This window comes from Vibrio sp. 10N.286.49.E11, assembly GCF_041469505.1.
In the GTDB taxonomy this organism is placed as follows: Bacteria; Pseudomonadota; Gammaproteobacteria; order Enterobacterales; family Vibrionaceae; genus Vibrio; species Vibrio crassostreae_C.
Genome location: NZ_JBFRKQ010000027.1, coordinates 39,474 through 66,003 on the forward strand (window position 1 = coordinate 39,474; position 26,530 = coordinate 66,003).

Here is a 26,530-nt window from a genome sequence, read left to right on the forward strand (position 1 = left end):
ATGGCTCATAAGTTAAATAATTAGCCCAAATTAATATCAGATTGTGGTTTACCCCCTAAACTGCATTAGGCTCGCACTAGTCACGCGAGCCTTTCTTTTGACTGAAGGAAATGTCCACGCAGGTTCTTTTCTATTTTTATGATGACGACAGTCACAGTCATTTTATCCTCCCTTACTGTAAATGCGAAGAAGATGAAAAATGCAGGAAAGTACCTCAGTTCACTTTTTTGAAAGATGCTTACTTAGTGCTGAGAACATTTAAGTGTTTTTAACTTTTCTCCCAGAAGCTTTAGGCTATAGAAAGAACGTAAGTGAAGTATGAGGAGGTGACTCTTGATATTTGCTTTAATAGCCCCATCTATATGAAGGATAACGATAAAAGGAATGATTCTAATGATAAAAGCCCTTAGCCTGAACCCTGCATGTATTAAGACACTATCAGCTGTAGAAGCGGAGCCAAATCGCTCTAATCAGCATGAATTAAACGGCGTAACCCAACTAAAAAGTATTCTAGGTTCCGTCAAACAGTCTTTTGATGCTCGTTTTTCTATTCGAGGTCAAAATGGGTACGTGACAAGCAGTGTTACTTGGTATGACGCACGTGTAAATCATCCTACACGCTCTGAGTACCGACTTTACTTTCAAACAAATGCAGTCATGGATTTAGCTAAAGAAGGAAGCACGTTAGCATTGGGTAAGGATCCATCGGGAGATTTTTGGATAGAGTTAATCCAGTAGTTTTTATTGTAGATAAGCCCCAATAGTGGGGCTTACCTTTAAGACCTTTAGCTAGCTTGGCATTGCTCGCCCGCTAATTGGTTTGCGGTCGTGAGCGTGTTGACCATCTGTCCAGCTACGGCATGGATTACATTCATACAAACTGAGTTACCAAACTGCTGATAGACTTGGTTTTGAGAAACAGCATCAACCTTAAAGCTTTCAGGAAAACCTTGTAACCTAGCGCACTCACGGGGTGTTAGCTTACGTGGGTTTCTATTGAGATGGACTTGGTCAATGAGTATCTCTGAACCATCTTTATAGTATCGAGCACTAATGGTATTTGTGTACTCACTCTCGGCATTGAAAAGTGAATAACCAAAGCCATTGCCCTTAGTCTTATGCTCCGATTTACGTTTTTGGTGTCCTTCCCACAGCTTATCTGAGATAGTAAAACGGTCTTTACCATACTCTTTATGGTCTGCAGCCAATTCTTCTTGTGTTTGTAGGATATCTCCAACACGTGTCGGTGTTTTTGGTGGTTCAGGCCAATTGAATGTGTCATCGAAATTTACGCCTGGGAACTGGTCCTTATCAAAACCAATAATGAATACTCGCTCTCGGTTTTGAGGTGCGCCAAAGTCCCCAGCTCGTAAAACACGGACATCAACCCAGTAATTCAGCTTATCTTGCAGAGCACGGCGGGCTTCTTCACTCATCGGTACATCTTCAGGGATCTGCTGATCATGTTTTCCTTGTAAGATATCCATGATTGTTTTTAGAGTACGACCTTTATCATGTCCTCTAAGCTGCTTTACATTTTCAAGTAGGAAGGCTTTAGGTCGTTTTGTCGCTAAAATGCGCTGAACCTCAAAGAACATCGTTCCTCTGGTGTCACTAAAGCCTTGTTTTAATCCCGCTTGAGAAAAAGCTTGGCACGGAAATCCACCCAAAAGAATTTCATGATCTGGGATATCTTTAGCTTTAATTTGCACGATATCGCCATTTGGCATATCGCCATAGTTTGCCAAATACGTTTTTTGGGCGAATTTATCCCACTCAGAGGTGAAAACACAGTGGCCACCTAATTGCTGGAAAGGGTAGCGAATACCCCCAATACCAGCAAAAAGATCAATAAAACGAAAGCTGGCATCTTCTAGTTTGCCTTGCTTTAGTGGAGCATTGTCGTAAAACTTTTTCATCTCGTCTTCTAAATCGACAATCTTTGCCCATTTAAGAGGGGAAGGTTTATGTTCTCCTACTTCCCAGCCACGAATAGTTCTCTCGCCGTCTTTTCCTAATCCTATCAAATTTGCTAGCTCTCGCTGCCCTAAGCCAAGTTTCTTTCTTAACTCTTTGATATAATGGGATGTATTCAATTTGTGCACCATATTTCTCTATTGATATCCGGTTTTTACCCCGGTAATGGTTAGCACTGTATATTTGAACATAGATAATTGCAAGTATTTATCCGGTTTTTATCCTGGTAAAAAGGTGGTGAGAATGGCTTACAGAATTAACGATGGGATGGTTGAACAAGATGGAGTTTTACTAGAGGCAGAGCAGCTGTTTAGTCTAGGGCGAATTTCAGCTCATCTAGATAATGATGAAGTTGAGCTGATTATGTCAAAGCGTCCTACTCGAATCCATTTCGAATTTAAAGCGGAACCAGCCCCTCATTTTTTGCTCTTCTTTCGGGGGCAGCCATTAAACACAGAGCAAACATACTCTTTAACTAAGTATGGCTACTTTATATCTGGCGGTAAGAGATTGCATTTTGTTAGCTCTCATCTTAGTGAGCTATTAACTACTGCTTTTGGAGAACTTACCCTCCCCAAACTAATGAAACTTCTACGCACTTTGCATCTAGAAGGGTTTATGGATGAGTTCCCTTCTCATCTAATTGAAGTGCTAAGAAGCAACCAGCAAAAGCAAGCTCACCATGACAAGCTCTTTGTAAAGTCACTGTACCCCTATCAGCAAGAAGGGGTTAACTGGCTGAGTTTTTGTGCAGAAAATGGGGTTGGGACAATACTTGCCGATGATATGGGTTTAGGAAAAACTGCCCAAGTGATCGCGCTATGTTGTGATGTTTTGGAAAAGAATCCAAATAGTAAAGTATTGATCGTTGTTCCCAACCCTTTGCTTGATAACTGGGTTCGTGAATTTAACTTTTTTGCACCAAGCATTACGCCTTATCTTCATTATGGAAAAAATCGTCGTGGTGTTGCTTCTGCTTTCGATGACCATAGCGTTGTGATCACCCCCTATACGACAATGTCTTCAGATATTACGATGTTTGAAGATGTTTACTTTGATCTCGCTCTGTTCGATGAGGCGAGTATGTTAAAAAATCCTAAATCTACTCGCTCCCTCTCTGCTCGCCGTTTAGATGTTGGTGTCACTGTTGCAATGTCTGGAACCCCAGTAGAAAACAGCTTAATGGATGCATGGGCCTTAACGGACCTCGTATTTGAAGGCTTTTTAGGTGGGCAAGAGAGCTTTAAAAGTCGCTATGTGCACTCCGATCTGTCTGAAACATTGGATAAAAACTTGGAAGAGCTTGAGAGCAGTTTGCGCCAAATTACGTTGCGAAGAATGAAAAAGGATGTACTGGGTCAATTACCAGAAAAGCTCGACATACATACGGCGGTCTCTTTAGGTGAAAGTGAAAAAAACAGATACGAAGCATTGATAGATGAAATGCAGCATGATCGCCAAAATGGTGGCGGTGGCATCCTCCCATTAATAAATAAGCTTCAACAGTTTACCGCTCACCCTGCACTGGTTGAATCTACCATTCCTCACGATGTTAACTCTCTTATCAAGAGCAGCGCAAAGTTTGAGCTGCTTATGATGCAAATGGATAAAATTGCACAGGCCGAAGAGAAGGTGATTATTTTTGCCACTTTCCAAAAAGCGATTGATTTAATACAAAGCGCAATAAATGAAAGGTATGGCATATTGGCTGGAGTTATCGATGGGCGAACGCCTAACGATGAACGCCAAGCCTTGATTGATACTTTCTCTGCATCGGAAGGTTTCAACGTCTTATTGCTTCATCCAAGAACAGCGGGGATGGGGTTGAATATTACAGCGGCTACTAATGTGATTCATTACTGCCGTCAATGGAATCCAGCCCTTGAAGAGCAGGCGACAGCAAGGGCTTGGCGTAACGGACAGAAATCCGTAGTAAATGTCTACTACATGTATTACGCAGATACGATTGAAGAAAAAATTGATGAACGCATTCGCTTGAAGCAGCAGCTAAGTGACCGTGTCGTATCGGTCACTGATGATAAAGAAACAGACAAGCAGATCATGCTTGAATATTTGGAAACGTTAGGCTCATGAATAAAACAATAGAACTACCAGAAGAAGATGACTTTCGTCCCTCAGCGGCTCGACTAGTCGAGAGTTTACGTGATACCGGTTATAGCAAAGAGGCTGCATTTGCCGACATCATTGATAACTCTATTGCCGCGAATGCCACTCACATAGAGGTTGAGCTCCAATATATGTTTGGAGAGTTTAGGGTCATCATAACTGATAATGGTGATGGCATGTCAGAAGAGCAGCTTCGCAATGCTATGCGTTATGGCTCTCCACGCCGGGATAACCCTAAATCATTGGGTAAATTCGGTATGGGGCTTAAGACAGCTTCTACTGCATTCTGTCGTCGCTTGGTCGTGTTATCTCACCAAAATGGCGGCAATGTTGGACGAGCATGGGACATTGATAACATCATTAAGTCAGACCGCTGGGAGCTTGAAACTCCAGATGAAGATGAGTATTACGATTACTTTGATGCACTCAACGATTTCTCTGCAACTAGCGGTACCATGATCATTTGGGAAAATATTGATCGTTTAATAAAAGCCGGCAGTGATAAGCAAAAGCTAGCGCAAATTCAGTCGCTTGGTGAAGAGCTTTCTTTAGAGTTAAGCGCAGTATTCTTTAAGTTCTTAGAGTCTGGTGAAGTCACGATTTCGATGAAAGTTGGAGACAATCCAGCCGTTAATTTAAAAGGTTGGGATCCTTTATGTTCGAAATTTGTAACTAAGGATGGTGTGCGACCTCGAATACTGAAAGAGAGACCCGTAGAAATTGACGTTGATAATACGAGGCTTCACTTTACTGTTAAAGGTGGTGTTATCCCCTCTCTAAACGAACTTGATTCAGTTGAACAAGATTACGTACGTTATGGTCTAGATAATCAGGGGCTTTACATCTATCGAGAAGGCCGCCTTATTTGGCACGATGGCTGGCCACATCGTATGTATAAAAAGGAAAGTAAGATCACACGACTTCGAGTTGAGCTGAATTTTGGCCACGAATTGGATGATGTGTTCAGTATCGATTTTCGCAAGAGCCGTGTGATTATTCCTGCCGAAATCAGAAATGAGTTAAAGAGCCTCATTTCACCTTGGCGTCAAGAGTTGACTCAAGGGCAAGAACGCTTAACTTCTGCAAATACTAAGCGTGCGCATGGCCCTGCAGATAAAGCGATTGGTAAACATAGCAAGCCTACCAAAAACTCTGAGATTAAAGTTGATGGTGACACGGTAACAATTCGTAACAAAAAGCAGATGAAGCCGACCGTGATTGAAGGCATTCGTGTTTATGACGACAAAACTGTGCGCGTACATGAGGAGGAGTCATTACTAGGTGATTGCTTATGGGAGCCTTCATGTGATGAAGACGGTAATACATGCGTCAGCCTTGGTAAGTCACACCCTTACTTCCATAAAATGTATAACGTCTGCAAGGACAATGTCGAGGCCATGAAAGCTCTCGATATGCTGCTGTGGAGTTTATCAAATGCTGAGCACGGTGAGTTTTCTGATACTAATAAGCACACGTTGAATGGATTTCGTCAAGGAGTAAGTAACACACTACGCCACTTAAGTCTCGAACTTCCAGATGTGGAGGAAGAGGAATGAGTTACCAATATGACCTATCCGACTTTAAACGCTATTTGAATGATAAGAACTCAAAGTATCGAGTAGATGGCCTGATTTTTTGGCAGAACCGAATTCCGTTGCCGATTGATTTATTTAACAAGATATTTAATGAATCTGATCGCATCGTTACTGATTACGTTTACCAGCTAGCGGCAAGTGCGGTCGCATTTAGTCATCGAGAGCTGTTTGAAAGCACCTTTGAGGTTGCTGTAACTGACCTTCCCAAAGGTGACTTAAAGAAAAAGCATTTCGCTTTGTTAGATTGGCTCAATGAACAGTTGCCTGAACGCTCTGAAATTACGCGTATGGCTTACGAGGTCGCAGACATTCTAGGACTTGAGTCATTTTCATTTTCGATTGAAAAAGTCGCCGAAGCACTGCAGCACCAAGGTAAAAAATACGCACGTATTTTTATGCCTGAGTCGGTAAAAGCGCAATACGCTTTGATTACTGATTGTGATGGTGTCGGAACGGATAACACGGATATGTTCGGTAATATTATTGCTGACCGCTATAACATCTACCGCTCTGGTTTTAGCGATGCGCTTGCTATTATTTTCAATGCCTTATTAGAGTTTCGCATTCATTGCTCTGGCCGTGGTGAGCATTTAAGTAACTATAGAATAGTCGCTCCTCTGATCGAAGATATTGATGTTCGTCTGGCTAAAACAAGTGATGGCTCGCTATGGGAACCTGGGTATGAAGATGATCATTACATCACGCTTAATAATGAACATCCCCTTATGCGTAATTTGCCGGAAGAGCAATCAAGGCCGTTAGCTGAATGCCTGTTTTTTATGGGTGAGTTCGAGAACGGCCAGTTTTCAGATTCCAACAAGAAGCTGATAGAAAACCTACGCCAAGAGGTTTCTCGCAGCCTTTGGATTAAGCACGATTAACCTCTATGCAGCTGCTTACGGGTAGCTGCAATTGAATTTAGGGATAAGAAAGTAATGCTTTCAAAGATAAATACTGTTGGTGAATGGTATAAGAGTGAGCCGGAGTCAAGCTGGCAATTTGATGAGTTTTTATTTACAGAAGAAGCCAAGCGTGCTTTTAGTCAGCTAGATTTGGATCTTGAGATATTCGATCACTCAGCTCGAATTAATATCACAAAAAATCACTGCTATATTCCTAGCCACTATTTCTTGTATGCACTAAAGCTTCAGCCTTTAGTCTCTTTGCTTAGTAATTACATGACTGTATTTGACCAAGTGAAGAGTTCGGTAAAGACAGCTGTTAATTTTCACAACTTGATCAATAACACGTCACCGTCAAATCCTGTATTAGCTTCATTAGACACATATAGTCGAGACAATTTTTTGAGCGTATTCCGTTCAAAAGATAACCGACTAGGTGGAAAAGACATTATTAATGATGACAAAGCGAAAGGGAAAAAATATCGCACGCCAGACAGTTTTATGAATTCAATCTTGCTGAAAGCCTTACCTGTCCCTGATGCCAGCTCTGGTGTGCTTGGTGACTTGCTCTATGCATTTTCAAAATCTCCATCAGCTTACCAAGCCCTTGTAGACAACTACTCTGCAGCTATTCCATATTTATTTAAGTCAACAAGCGGGAATGATCTGCTCTTTATGATTTTGTCTACGCTGGGGTGGCAAGGTAAATTGGATGCTGAATTAAACCCATCTTCGTCAGGGTTTGCTGATTGGGGCTCAATAGATAAAGCATTCTTGTTCAGGCCTACTTCTATATCGGGTAACGCAGGATATGTTGAAGAGCCGATTCACTATCATTCCCCCTCACACCAGTATGTATATGTTAAAAAAGGCTTACTTGATTCTGATAAGCAAATAGGTGAGGTATCTGAGCTTATTTCTAAGTTGTGGAGCAACATGTCCATCCAGAAAGATGATGAGGCGTTTATCTTCAAGTCATCTCTTCGCATCGATTCTAAAGCTCCTGCGTTTACAGGCGCGACCAATACAATCTTTTATGGTGCACCGGGAACAGGTAAGAGCCATCACATTCATAATATACAGTGTGTCGATGCCGATAAAATCGTGACAGTTTTCCATCCTGACACTCAATACAGTGATTTTGTTGGTGCACTTAAACCTAACATGGCAACAGATGAAAACAGCAAACCTTATGTTGCTTACCAATTCCGCCCTGGCCCGTTTACTAAGGCATTAATCAAAGCAAAATTGCACCCGCACAAACATGTTTGTCTAGTGATTGAAGAGTTGAACCGCGCACCAGCCGCCGCAGTTTTTGGAGAACTATTCCAATTATTAGACAGAAAAGATGACGGTGAGAGTACTTACAAGATTGATGCGTCAGATCCTGACATGTTGGCCTACATCAACCAATCTCTTGGTAATGCCGGAGTAGCAAACATTAATCAGCTGGAAATACCGGCAAACCTTTCCTTACTCGCCACTATGAACAGCAGTGACCAGGCGGTAATGCCTTTAGATACCGCATTCAAACGCCGTTGGCGCTTCAAGTTTATTGATATTGACTTTTCTCACGTTGATGTCCCAAATCACGACTTTCACTTACCAACTCAAAGTGGTGTATTTAAGATTTCTTGGCCGAAGCTTGCCACAATCATTAATGATGTATTGATTGAGGCCAACGTTGCAGAGGACCGCTTACTTGGGCCCTTCTTTGTGAAAAAAGATGAAATTGAAACAGCAGAAGCAGCAAAACAGACCCTTAGCAGCAAGGTGTTTGTTTATCTTTGGGATGACGTACTTCGTCATTTAGGACATACAAAAATTTTCTCTTCTAAATATAAAACCTTCGGTAAATTATCAAGCGAATTCAACAAAAATATGGCTGTATTTAATTCGTTAATTGAAGAAAAAATTGAAAAAGAAGGTCGAAAAATTGAGGTGGCTGAGGCACCAGAAAATGCAGTTGAATAATATATTGTACTTATCTGATCGTAGTTTCCTTGAAGACCCATCGATTCCTCGAAGCGTGTTGGATGAGTTACAAAATCAGGGGCTTATTGCCCCTGATATGAGGAGGATACATTTTTGCGGAGTAGTGCCTTACAGCGATGGTGTAGCTGTTTTTTTACCACGTAACCATCTTGCATCAATAGAAGATGGTGGCATTGCTGGCTATTATCTGATCCAAGCTCTACTAAAATATTATCAAGATAAAGATAGTGGAATTTATGCTCAAGAGAACGGTACTGAAGTGATTGGTGGTCGTGCCTTATTGTTAGCGATCTCGCTCATTGATGACTATCGTGCGAATGGCCTATATGTACGTCGAGTGAAAGAGAATACAGTTAATTCTGGGAAAGTTAATTGGTCGCGTACTATTGCACGTAGTTCATCATATCCGGCTAATAGTGGACCTGTTTATTTGGAATTGCATTCATCTCGTGCTAAGTACCTTACATACTGTGAAACAGCGAAGATACATGCAGAGGTTGTTAAAGAATTATTATCAGATTATGGTTCTTTATGGTTTGGTACTTTTTCTTATTCCGACCTGAAAGTGGAGTCTCTTGTTAGTTCCATTGGGAGTACTGAAGCCAAACTCTTATATCTTGAACAGCAATTGCAGCTTAGTTATTCTGAAAGAGATATGTTTTTGATAAAATCTCTAATCAAATATCTTAGAGTAAAAAAGGGCAATGAGGTTAATTGTGTATTAATTGGTGTGCGTAAATTTCACAACCTATGGGAGTCGATGCTCGACCAGTGTTTGATTGGTAAATATCCAGTAAATAGCAAGTTACCTGTTCCTATCTACCAGACGAATGAAGGTGATTTTATTACCGTAGCTCAAAAAGGTCAGAGGACAGATACCGTTCTGAAGCATGAACAAGAGAACAAATTTGCAGTCGTCGATGCAAAATACTACAGCGCGACTTCACCATCGACTGCTCCGGGCTGGTCAGATTTAGTTAAACAGTTTTTCTACCAGCAGGCAATTCATGAGCTTGAAGGAAAAGATACTCCTGTATCTAATCACTTCATATTTCCAGGTAGCACGCAAAAACTAAAGTCTGCACATGTAGCAAAAAGAGGCGTTGATGTTCGTTCTGTAGATGAATGTATTCCTCGATATGCGACGATTCACTGTCACTATCAGGACCCAGTTCGATTATTAGAAGCTTATGTGAAATGTGAGAAGTTGACTCAATTAACTCAGGAAATATTTAATTCATAATAAAAAAGCCACATGACGTGGCTTTTGGTCTAGCTGCAAGAGCTAGATTTACTTTAATTTGGCAGAATTAGTCTATCATAGTTTTCAAGGGTTCGCTTTCAGTGAATATTACTCTCTAAGCATTCTTCTACGATGTAGTGTTGAGACTCCGCAGCGCCGGATAATCGATATAGCCTTTTTCATTGCCGCCGAATAGAGTCGCGCCATCGAGTTGTGCTAACTCACTGCCGTTTTGCAGGCGTGATACCAGATCGGGGTTGGCAACGAATGGGCGACCGAATGCGACGAGATCGGCGTAGCCTTTGCTTAACACTTCTTCGGCGCGCTCTGGTGTGTAACTGCCAGCGACGATAATGGTGTTGGAGAACAAGGCTCTTAGTTCTATACGGAAGCTTTCAGGTATGACCGGCGCGTCATCCCAATCGGCTTCTGATAGGTGTAGATAAGCGATATTACGAGCTTGTAGCGCTTTTGAAGCTTCTAAAATCGTTGGCACGATGTCTGGGCAGTTCATGTCTTTGAAGGTGATGAACGGAGCCAAGCGTACGCCTACTTTATCGGCACCTATCTCTTCAATCACAGCATCAACCACTTCGATTAGGAAGCGAAGTCGGTTCTCGCGGCTACCGCCGTAGTTGTCGGTGCGTTTGTTTGAGTTGGTTCTTAGGAACTGATCAATCAGGTAGCCATTGCCACCGTGTATTTCCACTCCGTTGAACCCTGCCTCGACTGCTTTTTTCGCTGAGTTAGCAAAATCTTGAACAACACGATCGATGTCTGCTTGGGTCATCTCTCTTGGTTGGATGCAATCCACCATGTTGCCGTTACCATTCTCATCAGAGATCCAAACTTGCGTTTCTATTGGAGCTAATGCAGAAGGTGCAATCGGTAACTCGCCTTTTTGAAAGGTAGGGTGTGATACTCGGCCTACATGCCATAGCTGGCAGAATATCGCGGCACCTTGTGCTTTTGCTGCTGTTGTTACTGACTTCCAACCTTCGATTTGTGCATCGGTATAAACGCCGGGTGTGAATGAGTAACCTTGAGAGTCATCAGAGATCTGCGTTGCTTCCGTGATGATCAGCCCTGCACTTGCGCGTTGTTGGTAATAGGTTGCCATCATGTCGTTTGGCACGTTTCCAGGTTGGCTAGTACGAGCGCGTGTCATGGGTGCCATAACCACGCGGTTTTGTAGTGCTAGGCCTTTCAGTTCTGATGCTTCGAATAATTTGTTCATGGTTTCTACCTTGTTTTAATGCTGTGATCTTTCGTTTTTTATTGGGGCTTATTTGCTTTCTGCTGGGCTGAAAATAGAGTTGCTTTGTGGCCTCCCCGCTCGGTTGGCTTTCGCAATAAGCAGCAAACCAATAACAGGGACAACAACGGCTGCGAATGGAATCATGCCTGCGCCTAGTTGGCTGTCGAGTACCATGCCGCCAAGGAATCCACCAAAGGCATTGGCTAAATTAAACGCTGAGATATTCGCGGTTGCTGCTAGCTCTTGGCCTTCGCCACCGTTGTTCATCACTCGAAGTTGCATTGCTGGAACGTTCGCAAATGATGCAATACCAAAGACAAATACCGCTGCAACGAATAGGATTTTGTTGTCTACCACAAGGCCAACTACAACCAATGACACGATCATTGCAACGGCCCAAAACATTGAAGCTTTGCCTAGGTTTTTATCTGAAGAGCGTCCGCCCAAGGTGTTACCGATGATTAAGCCGACACCCACAATCACTAAGATCCAAGTAACAGACTCTTGACCGTAGCCGGTGATGTGCATAGCGATTGGCGCAAGGTATCCGTAAAGCGTCATGAAGCCAGACCAAGCAAAAGCGGTGATTGCCAAGCTGATCAGCAGCATTGGGTTTTTGAACGCTAACAGCTGAGTTTTGATGTCTTTTGCTTCACTGTGACCAGTCGATTTGATTGACGTTAGAATAGAAATCATCGCAATCGTGCCAAGTGCAGCCACGGTAAAGAAAGTGGTGTGCCAGCCGAATTGCAAGCTAACCCAAGTTCCCGCTGGAACGCCAAGAACGTTAGCGACTGTTAGGCCTGCGAACATTTGGCCAACGGCACGACCTGCCATTTTTTCAGACACTAAGTTGGTTGCGACAACCGCACCGATGCCATAGAAAGGGCCTTGCACTAAGCCTGCGATCACACGGCTTGCCAGTAGAAGTGGATAGCTTGGCGCTAAGGCGGATAACACGTTGCCAATAATGAACAGTGCCATTAAGCCAATCAGCACTATCTTCTTATTAAAGCGCGCAAGGTAGATTGTTAAGATCGGGCCGCCGATAACGATAGCCAACGCGTAAGCACTGATAAGGTAGCCAGCTTGACCTTCTGTGATTGAAAGTGATGTGGCGATCTGTGGAAGAATGCCTGCGATAACAAACTCAGCCGTGCCGATTGCAAATGCAGCGAGTGTCAGTATCCAAACTTGGAATGGAATCTTTTCTTTATGGGTAGTTTCTTTATGGATAGTTTCTTGGTTGACGGTTTCTTGTTTCATGATGATCTACCTATGTAAATTCTTGTTTGTTAGGACGTGAGATACACGCCCTAACGATTGTTCTTTATGTCTTTGCTTCTTTGCGGAGTGTTAGCCGAGTAGAGCGCCGCCATCGATGTCGATGATTGACCCTGTGACGTATGGGTTATTAATTGCGAACAGGTAACCCATGGCTATCTCTGAAGGCTCGCCAACCTTGCCTGCGGGTAGGTTGTTTTTGGCGTTGTCGTACATGCTTGTACGAGCGGAATCGTCCATGTTTTTGTAGGCTTCCGTCATGGTTAAACCCGGGCTAACGGCATTGACTCGAATGGGTGATAGCTCTTTCGCCAGTATTTTGGTTACGCTTTCTAGTGCGGCGTTGATGGCGGTTTTTACGTAAGTACCAGCAACAACTTTGCGTGACAACATGCCAGTTGTGAAGGTGATAGAGCCGTTTGGCGTCATGTAGCGTGCGGCATGTTTGGCTACGTTTAAGCTGCCCCAAAACTTAGTGTCAAAAGCTGTCTTAGCGTCTGCGGTTGCTACGTCTGTTACTTTTCCTGCGGGAGCGGATGAGCCAGCCGTTACGACTAAGTGGTCAAACACGCCAATCGATTCGAAGTATTCACAAATCGATTTTTCATCGGTGATATCAACGCCTGTGTGTCGGCTGGCAATATGTACCGTGTTGCTCTCGTTTCTTAGTTGCATCGCTAGTGCTTTGCCGATACCTGATGTGCCACCAATGATGACGAAAGTGTGTTTCTCTTGTTTAGTCGATTCGTTAGTCATGCTCTGAATTCCTGCGTTGTTCTGTTGATGTTTGCCATTATATTTATTCGACTAAATTTGATAATTGGTTAAAATATAAATTCATTATTCGGTTAATCTGAATAGTGTGACTGAGTATTCAAATCGAGCATTAAGATCGAGAAGTAAGACGAAGAGGTGGAATCGAGAATCGTATGGATAAGTTTTCAGATATGGCGATGTTCGTCAGTATTGTTAAGCATCACGGGCTAGCAGCGGCTGGGCGAGAGTTAGGGCTTTCTCCTGCGACGATGACAGCAAGGTTGCAGGCACTTGAAGAACGATATGGTGTGAAGTTGTTAAATCGAAGTACGCGTCATGTGTCTTTGACTGACTCTGGGGAGCTGTATCACAAGGCGTGTTTGGAGATTTTAGACAACGTCAGTGAGGCCGAAAACCTGATTCAAAATGGTGTAAAAGAAGTCAAAGGCTCGCTAAAAATCGCCGCGCCGAAAGACATCGGAAAGCAGTACATTCTTCCTATACTTTCGGGGTTTTGTCAGCAGTATCCGGACGTTATTCCTTACCTGTATTTGAACGATAACCTCTCGAACATTGCTGAATCTGGCATGGATATCGTGGTCCGTTATGGTGAACTGGTCGACAGCAGTTTGATATCCAGACGCTTATCGCCAAGCCGACGTGTGTTGTGCGCTTCTCCTGAATATCTTGCCAAGCATGGAACACCGTTAACACCACAAGATTTGGTTGATCACGATTGTTTAGCCATGCTGCGCAGCAATGAAGAGCTCAAGACATGGCACTTCCAAGATCATGATATGAAGAAGTCGATTACTGTTGTTCCAAAGCGATTTTCAGACGATGGCGAAGTGATTCGCTACTGGGCATTAAAAGGCGAGGGCATTGCTCTTAAATCGGTGCTGGATGTGCAAGGCGACATCAATAACCAGCGCCTTGTGACGCTGCTTAATGGCTACATGAAGAACTTCAACACCGCGATGTCGGTATCGAGTGCCGATTTGAATGTGGTGTACATCAGCAAGAAATATCAGCCCAAGCGTATCCGGTTGTTTCTTGATTTCTTGTTTGAGCGGTTTGGCGATTTGGTTGAAAAGTCTAGTTAGATTAGCCGAGAAGCAGCGCATGACAGATCTCTCGAACTCAACACCCGGGTACGGACAGAGAACATTGAACTGGTTATGATACGACCAACATAAGGATGTGATTGGAGAGAAAAATGAAAGTCGTCGGAGATACGGTTATCCAACCTTTTCACAAGGCAACCTGCCATTGCGGTGCGGTTGAACTAGAGCTCAGTTTACCTAACGGGATAGAAAAACCACGCCGCTGTGATTGCTCTATCTGTCGTCGCAGGGGAGCGATTATGGGCTCTGTTGCACTGGACGGCATCAAGATCCTCAAAGGTGCGGAGCATCTCAAGCTTTATCAATTCAATACCAACACCGCAAAGCATTATTTCTGCTCAAACTGCGGCATCTATACCCATCATCAACGCCGTTCTAGCCCAAATGAATACGGTTTTAACATCGGCTGTTTGGAAGGGGTAAACCCTTTTGATATTGGTGATGTGGTGACCAACGATGGTGTCAATCATCCAGCTGATCGTTAATTTATTGAGCATAAAAAAGGAAGGAATTATGTCTGAATACGGAGCGATCATTCGCTGGAAAAAAGCAGAAGATGAAGTCTTTAGCGACAATCAATACAGTCGAGGTCATACGTGGGAGTTCGATGGTGGTGTCACTGTGCCTGCTTCGTCCTCTCCACATGTTGTGCCACTGCCGTTTTCGGTGGAAGCGAATGTTGATCCAGAAGAAGCGTTTATCGCGGCACTTTCTAGCTGCCATATGCTGACGTTTTTGGGCATTGCCGCAAAGCAGAAGTACGTGATCGACTCCTATGTCGATGATGCGATTGGTGTGCTGGAAGAAGATGAATCTGGCCGCTCATCGGTCACTAAGGTGACTCTGCGCCCTAAAATTGTGTTTTTAGGTACCAAAAAGCCCACCGCCAAGCAGCTCGACAAACTGCACCACTTGGCGCACAAAAACTGCTTTATCGCGAACTCGGTAAAAACGGACATTGTGGTAGAAACTAAAGCGTAAACCACACACGTTAACATCCAAAAACCGCGAGGTTGCTTAGTGCATCACTGGCGGTTTTTTTGTGTCTGTGTAATCCTACGTACGGTTTTAATTGAGTGACAGTTAGAAAGTTTTGAGAGATAGGTAGAGAGCTCTTGAATGGTAGGAATAGATTGATTAGCAGAGAGTTATGTTTAGCGTCCCATTGAATAGTTTTGTACATCGTGTGAGTGATAAAAGCCAAGTGATGGTGAATGCTGCGGAATGTGGATGTCAGTTGAAACGAGTTCGTCGTTCGCGTAATTGGCTGTTGGTCGCTCAAGAGTATCAACTCGTTGAATTTAAAACGATGTTAACCCATGAAAAAGACGGTTGGATAGCAATTGCAATCGACAAAGTGCTGCCTAAACCCGTGGTGTGTTTGGCATCTCTGTTGGCCGCTACACCTTCAATGACTGTGGCTCAGCTGGTGATGGAATCTGGATGTTCAATGGCCGAAGCAAGACGTGCTATTGATGAACATGAAGGTCTGTAGGCGTATTCAAATCGTGTGAAAAGAGAATTGCGAGCAGCAAAAAGCCCGTAACGATATTGCGCTGGAAAACGTCATATCGTTACGGGCTTTATCATCTGTGCTGCTGTTAAGCTAAGCCATGCGGCTTATGAAGCATTGAATCGATTAAGAGTTCGCTACTTTTACACGAATCGTGTTTTTGCCAAGCTTTGACAAGTTCAGCTTGTTTAGTGCCGCTTTAGCTTCTTCTTGCTCTGGCATTTCAACAAAAGCGAAGCCTTTTGAGTCGCCAGTTTCTTGGTCTAAAACTAGGCTGCACTCTTTTACTGAGCCAAACTCAGAAAATAGCACACGGATGTCTTGCTCAGAGGTAGAGCGCGATAGGTTACGAACTAGAAGTTTCATAATAAACCTTGAATATGAATTTACGCCGAGCATTGTCGCACACTTTCATGCTCACCCTCACAAATAATTACTCTAATCATTTCTTTGGTAATGTGTCGCTCTATTTACCGATTAAGCGAGCTGTTTACCTGCTAGCCGCGGTTTATCGTGATATCTGACACGAATCCATGCTCTGTGCTGGTCAACGCCTGTTGTAGCATCTGAGCGGCTTCTTGCGCGGTCATAAAGCTCGAGGTATCCATGCCTTTACCGCTTGTATTCCAAAACTCGGTCGCCATTCCTCCAGGGTAAACCGCCACGATTTTCATCGGGTGACCTTTTAGCTCCAACCTCACCGATTCGATAAAGCCTTTCACGGCCCATTTTGCCGCGCAGTAGGTGGACTCTTCCGCTTTAGCACCTTGTGCCGCCGTCGACATCACCACAGCGATGGTGACCGATTGATCTTTGTAGCGCTGTACAAGCTCGCGAATCAAAAAGATCGAAGACTCAATATTGTTCTTCAGCATGTCGCTGATGATGGTTGGATCTTGCTGTTCTATCTTACCGAAGTACCCACTGCCAGCGCTGTGGATCACCAGCTTCGGCATTTCAGGTAACGCATCCAATAACTCGCTCACTGAGTGCGGGTCACAGAGATCACACGCTTGGCTAATGGTATTCGCAGGTAGGCCTTGCGCCACTTCTGCTAAACGTTGTGCATTGCGACCTGTAATGGCTACGCGCTGAGCGTCGGCGTTAGCATATTGTTTCGCGAGAGCTGCGCCTAAACCGCTGCTTGATCCGGTAATTAAAATCATACTGTCTTCAATTTGTAGAGTTGATTCGAGATAGTAAGGGGCTAGGCTAAGATTTTCTGAGATCTATGGCTAAAGTTGATCGATAGCCTGGTTGATAGGTTGATAGGTTGATAGGTTGATAGGTTGATAGGTTAATAGGTTGATAGGTTAATAGCTTGGGTGATCGGTCGAGCGGTAAGGCTGAGCTAAGAGAGTGGGGGAAAGCCGTTAAGAATCGACGGGTTTAGCAAGAAATAACAGCGTTAAAAAACAACGAACTAACAAGTAAAAGCGCCGGCATAGAGCCAGCGCTTTTGAGTAATCATAAGTGATTATTCGTCGTCGAACTGTTTGATCGTGAACGCGTCTTCGATTCGGTTAAGCTCTTCTTGTTCTTTCACTCGCTTCTCTTCTTGCAGAGTCGCTCTCGTTTCGTTGAAACGTTTTTTCTCTGACTTAGTCAGGAATTTTACAGCTTTTTTGTTGGTCAGTGCGTAAGCAACTACGTCTTCACCTTTTTCTCTGCGGTCGTTTACGCGTTGTGAGAAACGTTCATTGTCGCGAGCTTTACGCTCCGCTGAGGTCAACTTGCTCATGCTTTAAAGCCTTTTCAATTATTCATGGTAGGGAATCTACGCTTAGCGAAACAAATGGGGACTGCTTAGTGTCAGTCTAGTCCATTTGTATGCTGGTGGCGCATCTTAGCACAATGGCTTGAGCATGCAGGTATGCTATTCGAGGGATCAAACAAAACAGCCCACAATTTTCGTTGTGGGCTGTTTCGTTACGTACTGTAGATGTAGTCATCGATTTAAAACTAAAAATCAGAAACCGCAGCTAAATTAAATCTTCTCTATGTATAAGATGACCTCTCCGACTTTAAGGCCAAACTTGGACATCTCAGTTTTGTTGAACAAGCGTTTATCGTCCATCAAGAACATCCAATCATCGAGCACCACTTCATAGGTGCTGCCGTCTACTTCAATTTCAAGATCATATTTCCAATACAGCGCAGAACCTTGGGTTTCACCATAAGCGGTTCCAACGACATCGTTGGCAGTCCCAGAATAGGTGTTTTCGCCCGTTTTGATCAGATTCCAAACGCGAGTTGAGCGCTCGCCATCAGCAAAAGAAAACCACTCTTTTATTTCTCCGTTGTCACCGTCCCAAGTCGCGATCAGTTTGGCATCAAAGCGGCGCAGTAAGCTACCAGAGCGGTCGAGCACCATGCCGTAGGCCATTAGCTCGCCATTAAAAAAGGTTTCAAGCTTGAGCTCTGGCGTAGTGTCGACATGGTCTTCTAAACTTGCAGAGCCACAGCCCACTAGCCAAGTGAGTGAAAAAAATGCCAGAGCAAATTTTGTTATTGTTGTTTTTGGATTCATTTGTTCAAACCTAAAAGTTGTTTACGAAGACCGGGTTCAGAGGTGTTTTCAGACAACCAAATCGCTAGAAACGCTTCACCGAATTGCTTGTCTTGGATGGTGCCGATCGGTTGTTCATCGAAATAAAAGCGACTCACGTTATCTTCAGCGACACGAATCGTGAGTGTGCTTCCTTCTTCCACGTTCGGCCACATCGCGTACAAGGGTTTTAACCAACGCTGAATGTTGCTGTTAGAGTAGCCAAGCTTGTTCCACTGATCTTCGGTCGCGTCTACGAGGTCTTTGCTATCGATAGAACGGTAATACTCAAGCTTCAAAGCTCGTTCGGAGTTGGTTGGAGTCGCGTAGAATTCTGCGGAGTAGAGAGTCCAAAACAGGTAACTCATTTCACCCTGACCACGTTTGTTTAAATCGTCGACAGCAGAGGCTTTAACGCTTCCGGAAAATAACAGCGCAGCAAAAATTAACGAGAGAGTAATAAAGCTTAGAAGTGTGTTTTTTGCTTGCTGATGAGGGCGAACAATACCGCACTCAGGTTTGAACGTTTGTGTCGGGTTGCGTGGATAAGCCATAAGTCACCTCGTTATTGCCATTTTAGGTTGTATTAAGTTGGAGTAGGCGGCCACCAGTAAGGGCAACAAAATCCCCCAACTTATTGCAAGGGCAGCAACTACCGATGCATCTGGCCAAGTAGTAAGAAGAGCACCTGCTTTGATGCCTCCCCAATAACTACTAGTACCTGCTACGAACCCTATGACAAACAAGATCACTTTCGAGCATTTTAAAAGCCAATTTAGGCTGTGGTTAAAACTGATTAAGAACATGATCCACAGGCAGACAAGCCACACCGGGAACCACGATTGATTAGCAATTTCAGAGTCGACGGCAAACACGCCGAAGTGGAGTAAGAGGCTATCAAGCAATAGCCCCAATGGTAATAAAATGAGTATCTTCAAATCGCTACTGCGAGTCGGTGATAGAAGGAAGTGAACCACTACAATCAGTGGTGTGACGAACGGGGCTTGCGCGGTAAAGAAAGCACTGCAAACCCAGGTCGCTTGAAACAGTACGAGATTAATAATCCAAAACCGCTTCATCTTTTGCTCCAAAGTAACGAGGTTTTCTTGCGACTACATGGTGAGTGCTGATCACGCGCTCTTTGAATGCGCCTTCACAGTAGCAGAAGTAGAAGGTCCATAAGCGTTTAAACTCTTCTGAATAGCCGAGAGACTCTAGCTCTTCCCAACTATTTTCAAAGGCGATGTTCCAATCATTCAGCGTTCGAGCGTAGTGCAGGCCAATGTCATCAATTTCTTGAACCACAAGGTCGGTGCTGGTCGCAAGGTGTTGGGTCATCACTGAAACAGAAGGTAGGCAACCGCCGGGGAAGATGTACTTCTGAATAAAGTCGACACCTTTACGGTATTTGTCGTAACGGCTGTCAGCAATAGTAATTGCTTGAATCAGCATCTTGCCTGAGGGCTTAAGTAGCGAGGAACATTTTTCAAAGAAGGTTTGTAGATACTCATGTCCGACCGCCTCTATCATCTCGATCGAAACCAACTTGTCATACTCACCAGTGAGATTGCGATAATCCTCTTTGAGCAGGGTGATTTTGTCGGTTAAACCAAGCGCTTTTACTCTCTGTTCAGCAAGCGCATGTTGGGCATCTGAAATAGTGGTTGTGGTGACATGACAACCGTAGTGCTGTGCCATAAAGATGGCTAAGCCGCCCCAGCCTGTGCCTATCTCGACCACGCTATCTTTCTCAGACAGCTCTAGTCGCTCACAGATGGTTTTCATTTTGTTTTGTTGAGCCTTCGACAAGGTTTCTGCGTCTTCGCTGTAGATAGCGGAAGAGTACTGCATCGAGCTATCTAAGAAGCGCTCATACAGCTCGTTGCCAATATCGTAGTGGGCGAGAATGTTGCGCTTGGAGCCTTGTTCGGTGTTGGCATTCTTGCGACGCAGCAAGAGGTTTTTGATGCGAGAAATCCACTGTGTCTTGTCATCAAGTTCATCCAATTGGGCTTGGTTACGAGCCATGATTTGAATCACACGCGTGAGATTTGGACTGGTCCATTTGCCATCGATGTACGCTTCAGATGCCCCGATGCTGCCGTTGATGACCACATCTCTAAAAAAGGTAGCATCATGAATCACGATTCGACCTTTTAAGTCTGCTTCTCGATCACCAAATACTGAATGCTGGTCGCGCTCAATGATCTCAAGCGTCGCGAATTGCAGGCTTTCTAAAACCTTAAAAATTAAAGCTCGATATTTACAGTTGCTTGAAACAGCAACGGCTTTAGCTTGTTGTTCAATATTGTTGTTTTGTTTGGCAAGCTGTTCCATGTAAACCTCGCTGATAACTCATTCTAATATTTTGTGCCAACTAAGCTGAGTTCAGCTCCTTGATTGGAGCGAACCCAAGCTTCAATTGAGTTCTTTCATGTGCGCTTAAGATGTTGAGTCTGGATGCGCCACAAACGGTACTTTTTTCAGGAATAATTTGAGAGCCTGATAATAAATTCCCATCACGACTTTTATCGTCATTGCGGGAATCTTGAATACCGTTCGTCTAATGTTTGTCTTAGTTACTGACTGCTTCGTCAGAGCCAGTGTCGCATCGAAAAGCTTGTCGTCTCGGCGGCTTTCGATGTGGACTAACGTGCGTTTCGCTGGTGGCTTAATTTTCCAAAAATAAGTCATGTTCAAATCCATGAACGGCGAAACGTGAAACTCTTTTTTTACCTTTAACTCTTGGTGCATGTCGATCAGATAGTAATGTCGTTGGCGCCACGGCGTGTTACTCACCTCAGCCAACATGTACTTGCAATCTCCAGTTGCGTCGTAACAGAAGAAACAGTTGATTGGGCTGAAGTAGATGCCTAAACAGCGGCACTGAGCCAGCATCGTCACACGGTTTGAATCAGACCAAACCCCACCAAGTTGTTGCACTTTGGAAGCTATACGTTGCTTAAGTGATTTTGGTTCATCCGTGGTGACATTTTCTTTTTTTTCAGCGAGATAATCCGATTCGACAAAGCGAATCGGGTTGTACCAACGAGTTCCGAACAGCGCACTGCGCGCTGTGGTTTGGGGCAGCTCATCAAGATCTAACCCCATCATATACAGCTGATAGCTGAACTCATGAGTGATGTCGCCAAAGCGGCGATGTCTGACGTTACCCCAATAGATACCGCTGAGCTCTTCACTCTTTTCGGATGCGATCCCCATCTCGGGTGTCAGGGTTTGACTGTTCATAGCGCGGAACTCGTACTCAAATCTAAACCGAAGCGTTTGGTCACATCGAGTGCACTGTGGACACCGTCTTCATGGAAGCCGTTATACCAATAAGCGCCAGCAAAGTGCGTCTGGTTTTTGCCACAGATTTGCTCACGCTTGTGCTGAGCTTCGACCGTGTTCGAATTAAGTACCGGGTGATGATAAACAAAGCTGCGAATAATTTTTTCTGGGTCGATAGCTTCGCTTTGATTCAAGGTGACACAGAAGGTGTCTTGGCTTTCGATGCCTTGCAGAATGTTCATGTTGTACGTGACACAGGCAGGTCGTTTACTGTCGCCATCCAACATGTAGTTCCAGCTTGCCCAAGCCAGTTTTCTGTCTGGTAACAAGCGAGTATCGGTGTGCAGAACCACTTCATTGCGGCTGTATGGGATCTCGCCCAGTACCTGTTGCTCTTGTTCTGTTGCATCACCAAGCAAGCGTAAGGCTTGGTCTGAGTGGCAAGCAAAGATTACTTCGTCGAAACCTTGTGCGCTGCCATCTTCAAATTCAATCGTGACGCCTGTTTCTTGGCGAGTCACTTGTTTAATCGATGTATTCAGTGCAACAGTCTTACTTAGGCGTGAAAGGATGATTTCAACATAAGAACGCGATCCCTTTGGAATCACATACCACTGAGGACGGTTCGCGATATCGAGCAATCCATGGTTGTAGAAAAACTGAATGAAGAACTTGAGCTCAAACTCTTCCATTTCTTCCAAGCTTGTCGACCAAATCGCCGCGCCCATCGGTAAGATGTAGTGCTGGCTGAAAAAGTCGGAAAATTGATTATCTCGTAGGAAACTGCCAAGGGTAACGTCTGGTGTGAATTCATTGCTTTCAAACTGAGCCTTACACAGCTTGTTGAACTTGAGAATGTCAGACACTAAAGACCAGAACTGAGGTTTGAAGATGTTGCTCCTCTGCGCGAATAACGAATTAATGCTGTGGCCGTTGTATTCAAACTTGGTCGTCGTGTTGTGGACGCTGAAGCTCATCTCAGTCGGTTGCCTTTCGACATCGAGTTGTTCTAGAAGCTGATTGAAATTCGGGTAGGTTCGATCGTTGAATACGATGAAACCTGTATCTATCGAAAACGCCGAGCCTTGATGTTCAATATCAACGGTCGCGGTGTGCCCCCCAACGTAATCATTCTTTTCGAATACTGTTACGTCGTGGTGCTTATCTAATATATGCGCGCAAGTGAGTCCAGAGATACCTGAACCAATAATGGCGATTTTCTTCATTGTTATACCATCCTTGAAGCGAGTTTTTGCCAAACTGGAGTTGGGAGCATTCTTAGTAGCTTCATCAACATGATGAATCGTCTTGGGAAATCGATTTCACTCTTTCCTTGAGCGATACCATTTACGATTCGCTGAGTTGCGGCCTCACTACTAATAATCATAGGCATAGAGAACGTATTTCGCTCGGTTAATGGCGTTTCAACAAAGCCAGGGTGCACAATTGAGACATGAATGTTGTGCGTTGCCAGATCAACCGAAAGTGTTCTGCCTAAGTAGGTGAGGGCTGCCTTTGAAGCGCCATAAGCCTCGGCTCTTGGCAAAGGTAAAAAGCTGGCGCTGGAGCTGACTAAAACCAAACGGCCGCCGGGCTTGATGTTTTTTAACCAAGCTTTAAGGGCGTAGCCAATTGAAATTAGGTTTATGTTGATGACACGCTCAAAAAGCTCGGCATCAAAATTCACTGGGTCGTCGATGTACTCACAATCACCTGCATTTAAAATCAGCAGGTCGAGCGGCTTGTCTTGGTCGAGTTCTGGGAAGTTGTGGTAATCAGTCAAGTCGAAACAGAGCGGTGAAATTGATGAATGCGCGACGTCTGTCTCATGCGAGTCAACTAAGGCTTGCAGCTTGTCTGAGTTGCGGCCACAAGCAATCACCTGATGCCCTTGCTGAGCGTAATCTTTAGCTAGGGATTGGCCAATACCAGAGGTCGCGCCTGTGATCATAATACGCATTATCGGCTCGCCCTCTTTTTGATGGATTTGATCGCGCAGCCCAGTACTGGAATGTGTTCGTACAACATAGAGCCGACGTCGAGGTAGTCTCTGTGGTAGACCACTTGACCGTCGAACATCTTAAGGTGGCTGTGCCCTTGTACTTCGATTGGCTTTTGCCCATTTAATTGCTTGTGAGCAAACTGCATCGTCCAGTAAACGGAAGCTTCGTCGTTCGCTTCGAAAGTGTGTTCGATATGAAAGTAACAGCTGGTTACTTGGGTGTAGAGGTTCTCGAAGTAGTGCGTAAGCGCCGAAATACCGCTGACATGATGCAGCGGATCTTGGAATTCAATATCAGGGTGATAAACCGTCTTAAGCACGTCGAAATTGTCGGTTCCGAGTTCTCGATACATGTTGAGAAAGTTATCAAGCCATAGAGAGTTATCCATAATATTCACTCTAATTATTTGAAGAAGGCTAAGGCTCTCAATCGTGCTTCTTTATGCTCAACGATGGGTTGCCAGTATTCGCTGTCTATTCCGTTTTTAGCGATAAAGTCATGTGGGAAATGTACATGCTTATCTGGGATATTTTGCAGCTCTGGTATGTACTTACGAATAAAAATTCCTTTTGGATCAAACTTTTCACTCTGAGTGATTGGATTGAAAATTCGGAAGTAAGGTTGAGCATCACAGCCAGTACTTGAAGCCCACTGCCAGCCACCATTGTTGGCACTAAAGTCTCCGTCGATAAGGTGCGACATAAAGAAACGCTCGCCCCAACGCCAGTCAATAAGCAGGTGCTTGGTTAGGAAGCTTGCCACCACCATTCTTAGTCTGTTGTGCATCCAGCCCGTTTCAACCAGTTGACGCATTGCGGCATCAACCAATGGATATCCTGTTTTTCCTTCGCACCAAGCTTTGAAGCTAGGATGATCGTGATACCAATCTAAACCATTGTATTTTTGCTGAAAGTTAGCACCTTTGACCAGTTTAGGGTGGTGGAACATCAAATGCTTATAAAAATCTCGCCAAATCAATTCATTGAGCCAACAAAAGGCCGGTAATTGCGTATCAAATAACAGATCGGGTTGCTGCTGAATCAATTGAATCGCTAACCAACGTGGGCTCACGGCGCCAATCGCTAAATAAGGTGATAGCCCCGATGTTCCTTTAACTGAGGGAATATCTCTCAGACGTGCGTAGTCGTTGACTTTATTGCCTAAGAAATTGGGGATCACATTGCCCAATACATCTTGGCTTAATGGCCAGCGACTCGAATCAACACGCGGAAAATCGAAATCATAGTCAGCAGAGATGGTTAAGGCTTGTAAGTCGTCAGGAAGCTGTGTTTGTGAACGTTCAGCTGACTCGACAGGAGCTGGACTGCAGATGATGCCTTTCACCTGAACTTCTTTTAACCAAGCGTTCTTAAAGGGCGTAAAGACTTTGAACATCTCGCCTTGTTTGTTGAGAACGCTACCGAGTGGCAGCATAACGTCACAATCGCTGATCTTCAGGTTTAGGCCGCTTGAAATCAGCTTTTTATCGCGAGCTTGTTCATCGACCTCTGGTTCAGAGTTAGCGTAGACGCACTTGGCATCAAGCTGCTGGCACAAATCGATGAGCTGTTTGGATTGGTCGTCAAAGTCGCTAGCTTTCAGGTGAAGCAACGTTATCCCGAATTCAGCGAGCTGGGAATCGAGTTGTTTTAGATGACGATAGATGAAATCAGCTTTGATCGGCGCAAGGTGGTGTTGCCGCCACGTTTGAGGCGTTGAAATGAAAACGGCGGTCGTTACGCCGTTTTCAACTGCCGCGACGAGCGCTGGGTTATCGTGAATCCGCAGGTCTCGTCGTATCCATAGTATGTCGCTCAATATCCGTATCTCAGTTTAAGTTCTTGAGGGTGCGGGTTTAGGTAAACCTGTGATTCTAGGTATTCGTTCGGGTATTCCATCAGGTAGTGATTGATCAGTGTCAGTGGCACTAGCAGTGGAACAACGCCCTCTCTGAATGATGCGATCTGGTTGGTCAGCTCTTGCTTGTGAGCGCTACTCAGTTGTTTTTTAAAGTAACCCTGCAAATGATGCAGCGTATTGGCGTGACTGCCTCGATTCGCGTGATGAGACAACGCCGTCATCAAGCCTTCGATGTATTGAGCCGCTAGTTCGTCGATATCTAAATCATTACCCGCTAGCAGTTTGCCTAAGCTTTTGTAACCCTCAACGTGGTGACACATGACTAGATATTTGTGGGCGCTGTGGAACTGAATCAGTTTGTGCTTGGTCACACCTTCATCCACAAGATCGAGCCATTTTTGGTAAGTGAACACTCGAGTCATGAAGTTTTCACGCAAAATGGGATCGTTAAGGCGGCCGTTTTCTTCAACGGGAAGTAACGGGTTGCCGTCCATAATTTGTTGGGTGAACATGCCTATGCCTGTCGATTCAGAGCCGCGACCATGGTGGTGGTACACCTTCACGCGCTCCATGCCGCAGGTTGGGCTTTTTTGACACACAATAAAGCCAGCAATGTGTTGGTTTTTCTTTGAGTAGTTTTGACCGAACTCGATCAGTTCGTTGGTCACATCACCTGAGCCATCAGGGCGAGAAACATGGATGATGTCATCTAGCATTCTTGTTTGACGAATGGTTGGACGAGGGGTTGGAAGACCAACAGCCATCTCTGGGCAAACAGGTTCCAATTCCACGTAGTCTGCTAGGTCGTCTGTACAAAAACGAGAGCGTTTATGACCTGTGTCGAAACGTACTTTGTGTCCAGCAACACATGCACTGATACCGATTTTGATTTTCTTTTCCATTGGCCAACTCCTTTGCTCTTGCTCTGAGCTTTTTCTTATAGTTCAACATTGCTAATCGTACTTACAGAGCTGGGTGTGTTTTTACTTTGACACCGTAGTTGTTTTTATTCAGATGTATTGACGATATACAGGATAGCTTCATGCCATCCTGT

The 26,530-nt window shown here is 44.4% G+C and carries 27 protein-coding genes; 10 read left to right on the plus strand and 17 right to left on the minus strand.

All coding sequences use genetic code 11. The features are described 5' to 3' along the window. The first annotated feature begins 393 nt into the window (after positions 1-393). Positions 394-738, plus strand: a complete 345-nt coding sequence (locus AB4167_RS04785) for a hypothetical protein (protein ID WP_061034023.1) — start codon at positions 394-396, stop codon at positions 736-738. A 47-nt stretch (positions 739-785) separates the two neighbouring features. Here the strand turns inward: AB4167_RS04785 and dcm are convergent, their stop codons facing one another. Further along, on the minus strand, positions 786-2,105 hold the full coding sequence (dcm, locus tag AB4167_RS04790; protein ID WP_372136282.1) for a DNA (cytosine-5-)-methyltransferase: 1,320 nt from the start codon (positions 2,103-2,105) through the stop codon (positions 786-788). Between the two features lie 115 nt (positions 2,106-2,220). Between dcm and AB4167_RS04795 the strand changes: the two genes are divergently transcribed. From AB4167_RS04795 to AB4167_RS04815, 5 genes are read left to right on the plus strand one after another with little or no spacing between them, the layout of a single operon-like run. Next, on the plus strand, positions 2,221-4,071 hold the full coding sequence (locus AB4167_RS04795) for a DEAD/DEAH box helicase (RefSeq protein ID WP_372136218.1): 1,851 nt from the start codon (positions 2,221-2,223) through the stop codon (positions 4,069-4,071). Then, positions 4,068-5,660 (plus strand): ATP-binding protein, encoded by a 1,593-nt coding sequence (locus AB4167_RS04800; RefSeq protein ID WP_372136219.1) that lies wholly within the window; start codon positions 4,068-4,070, stop codon positions 5,658-5,660. The genes AB4167_RS04795 and AB4167_RS04800 overlap by 4 nt, the downstream gene beginning before the upstream one ends. Next, entirely contained in the window at positions 5,657-6,580 is a 924-nt protein-coding gene (locus AB4167_RS04805; RefSeq protein ID WP_372136220.1) for a hypothetical protein, read from the plus strand. Before AB4167_RS04800 ends, AB4167_RS04805 begins: the two co-directional genes overlap by 4 nt. 54 nt (positions 6,581-6,634) lie before the next feature. Further along, entirely contained in the window at positions 6,635-8,575 is a 1,941-nt protein-coding gene (locus tag AB4167_RS04810) for an McrB family protein (protein WP_372136221.1), read from the plus strand. After that, positions 8,562-9,839 (plus strand): LlaJI family restriction endonuclease, encoded by a 1,278-nt coding sequence (locus tag AB4167_RS04815; protein WP_372136222.1) that lies wholly within the window; start codon positions 8,562-8,564, stop codon positions 9,837-9,839. The genes AB4167_RS04810 and AB4167_RS04815 overlap by 14 nt, the downstream gene beginning before the upstream one ends. 127 nt (positions 9,840-9,966) lie before the next feature. On the opposite strand, the gene AB4167_RS04820 is transcribed toward AB4167_RS04815, so the two are convergent. From AB4167_RS04820 to AB4167_RS04830, 3 genes are all read right to left on the minus strand, one after another. Continuing rightward, on the minus strand, positions 9,967-11,076 hold the full coding sequence (locus AB4167_RS04820) for an alkene reductase (RefSeq protein WP_372136223.1): 1,110 nt from the start codon (positions 11,074-11,076) through the stop codon (positions 9,967-9,969). A gap of 48 nt (positions 11,077-11,124) precedes the next feature. Continuing rightward, complete coding sequence (locus AB4167_RS04825) at positions 11,125-12,363, minus strand: MFS transporter (protein WP_372136224.1); 1,239 nt, start codon at positions 12,361-12,363, stop codon at positions 11,125-11,127. Between the two features lie 90 nt (positions 12,364-12,453). After that, positions 12,454-13,137, minus strand: coding sequence for an SDR family oxidoreductase (locus AB4167_RS04830; protein WP_372136225.1), 684 nt, complete (start codon positions 13,135-13,137; stop codon positions 12,454-12,456). Between the two features lie 173 nt (positions 13,138-13,310). Between AB4167_RS04830 and AB4167_RS04835 the strand changes: the two genes are divergently transcribed. The 4 genes from AB4167_RS04835 to AB4167_RS04850 all read left to right on the plus strand — a co-directional run bounded on the left by AB4167_RS04835 (position 13,311) and on the right by AB4167_RS04850 (position 15,756). After that, a complete protein-coding gene (locus AB4167_RS04835) occupies positions 13,311-14,240 on the plus strand; it encodes a LysR family transcriptional regulator (protein ID WP_372136226.1) in 930 nt (309 codons plus the stop codon). A gap of 113 nt (positions 14,241-14,353) precedes the next feature. Further along, positions 14,354-14,746: a GFA family protein gene (locus AB4167_RS04840; protein WP_372136227.1), complete on the plus strand. Its 393-nt coding sequence runs from the start codon at positions 14,354-14,356 to the stop codon at positions 14,744-14,746. 28 nt (positions 14,747-14,774) lie between these two features. Beyond that, positions 14,775-15,242 (plus strand): OsmC family protein, encoded by a 468-nt coding sequence (locus tag AB4167_RS04845; protein ID WP_017065091.1) that lies wholly within the window; start codon positions 14,775-14,777, stop codon positions 15,240-15,242. Positions 15,243-15,411: 169 nt separating this feature from the next. Continuing rightward, positions 15,412-15,756 (plus strand): ribosome recycling factor family protein, encoded by a 345-nt coding sequence (locus AB4167_RS04850; protein ID WP_017061272.1) that lies wholly within the window; start codon positions 15,412-15,414, stop codon positions 15,754-15,756. 144 nt (positions 15,757-15,900) lie between these two features. Here the strand turns inward: AB4167_RS04850 and AB4167_RS04855 are convergent, their stop codons facing one another. The 13 genes from AB4167_RS04855 to AB4167_RS04915 form a co-directional block, all read right to left on the minus strand. Further along, positions 15,901-16,140: an RNA-binding protein gene (locus AB4167_RS04855; protein WP_017061273.1), complete on the minus strand. Its 240-nt coding sequence runs from the start codon at positions 16,138-16,140 to the stop codon at positions 15,901-15,903. 131 nt (positions 16,141-16,271) lie between these two features. Continuing rightward, entirely contained in the window at positions 16,272-16,940 is a 669-nt protein-coding gene (locus tag AB4167_RS04860) for an SDR family NAD(P)-dependent oxidoreductase (RefSeq protein WP_017065090.1), read from the minus strand. 311 nt (positions 16,941-17,251) lie between these two features. Continuing rightward, positions 17,252-17,515 carry a hypothetical protein gene (locus tag AB4167_RS04865; protein ID WP_017061275.1) on the minus strand — a complete coding sequence of 88 codons (264 nt, stop codon included), beginning with the start codon at positions 17,513-17,515 and terminating at the stop codon, positions 17,252-17,254. Positions 17,516-17,761: 246 nt separating this feature from the next. Next, positions 17,762-18,304 carry a DUF3833 domain-containing protein gene (locus tag AB4167_RS04870; protein ID WP_372102607.1) on the minus strand — a complete coding sequence of 181 codons (543 nt, stop codon included), beginning with the start codon at positions 18,302-18,304 and terminating at the stop codon, positions 17,762-17,764. Continuing rightward, positions 18,301-18,876 carry a chalcone isomerase family protein gene (locus tag AB4167_RS04875; RefSeq protein WP_372102605.1) on the minus strand — a complete coding sequence of 192 codons (576 nt, stop codon included), beginning with the start codon at positions 18,874-18,876 and terminating at the stop codon, positions 18,301-18,303. The genes AB4167_RS04870 and AB4167_RS04875 overlap by 4 nt, the downstream gene beginning before the upstream one ends. 3 nt (positions 18,877-18,879) lie before the next feature. Further along, positions 18,880-19,401, minus strand: coding sequence for a DUF2878 domain-containing protein (locus AB4167_RS04880; RefSeq protein ID WP_017061278.1), 522 nt, complete (start codon positions 19,399-19,401; stop codon positions 18,880-18,882). Continuing rightward, positions 19,379-20,659, minus strand: a complete 1,281-nt coding sequence (locus AB4167_RS04885; protein ID WP_102428125.1) for a cyclopropane-fatty-acyl-phospholipid synthase family protein — start codon at positions 20,657-20,659, stop codon at positions 19,379-19,381. Before AB4167_RS04885 ends, AB4167_RS04880 begins: the two co-directional genes overlap by 23 nt. A 105-nt stretch (positions 20,660-20,764) precedes the next feature. Further along, positions 20,765-21,571 (minus strand): DUF1365 domain-containing protein, encoded by an 807-nt coding sequence (locus AB4167_RS04890; RefSeq protein ID WP_372136228.1) that lies wholly within the window; start codon positions 21,569-21,571, stop codon positions 20,765-20,767. After that, positions 21,568-22,839 (minus strand): NAD(P)/FAD-dependent oxidoreductase, encoded by a 1,272-nt coding sequence (locus tag AB4167_RS04895; protein ID WP_102428126.1) that lies wholly within the window; start codon positions 22,837-22,839, stop codon positions 21,568-21,570. Before AB4167_RS04895 ends, AB4167_RS04890 begins: the two co-directional genes overlap by 4 nt. A 2-nt stretch (positions 22,840-22,841) precedes the next feature. Then, the gene (locus AB4167_RS04900; protein WP_017061282.1) at positions 22,842-23,573 is read right to left on the minus strand and encodes an SDR family NAD(P)-dependent oxidoreductase; all 732 of its coding nucleotides are present in this window, start codon (positions 23,571-23,573) and stop codon (positions 22,842-22,844) included. Next, the gene (locus tag AB4167_RS04905; RefSeq protein ID WP_102320404.1) at positions 23,573-24,004 is read right to left on the minus strand and encodes a nuclear transport factor 2 family protein; all 432 of its coding nucleotides are present in this window, start codon (positions 24,002-24,004) and stop codon (positions 23,573-23,575) included. Before AB4167_RS04905 ends, AB4167_RS04900 begins: the two co-directional genes overlap by 1 nt. 14 nt (positions 24,005-24,018) lie before the next feature. Next, positions 24,019-25,434 (minus strand): deoxyribodipyrimidine photo-lyase, encoded by a 1,416-nt coding sequence (phrB, locus tag AB4167_RS04910; protein ID WP_065583940.1) that lies wholly within the window; start codon positions 25,432-25,434, stop codon positions 24,019-24,021. Further along, complete coding sequence (locus AB4167_RS04915) at positions 25,431-26,378, minus strand: DUF523 and DUF1722 domain-containing protein (protein WP_017060965.1); 948 nt, start codon at positions 26,376-26,378, stop codon at positions 25,431-25,433. Before AB4167_RS04915 ends, phrB begins: the two co-directional genes overlap by 4 nt. Positions 26,379-26,530: the final 152 nt, after the last annotated feature.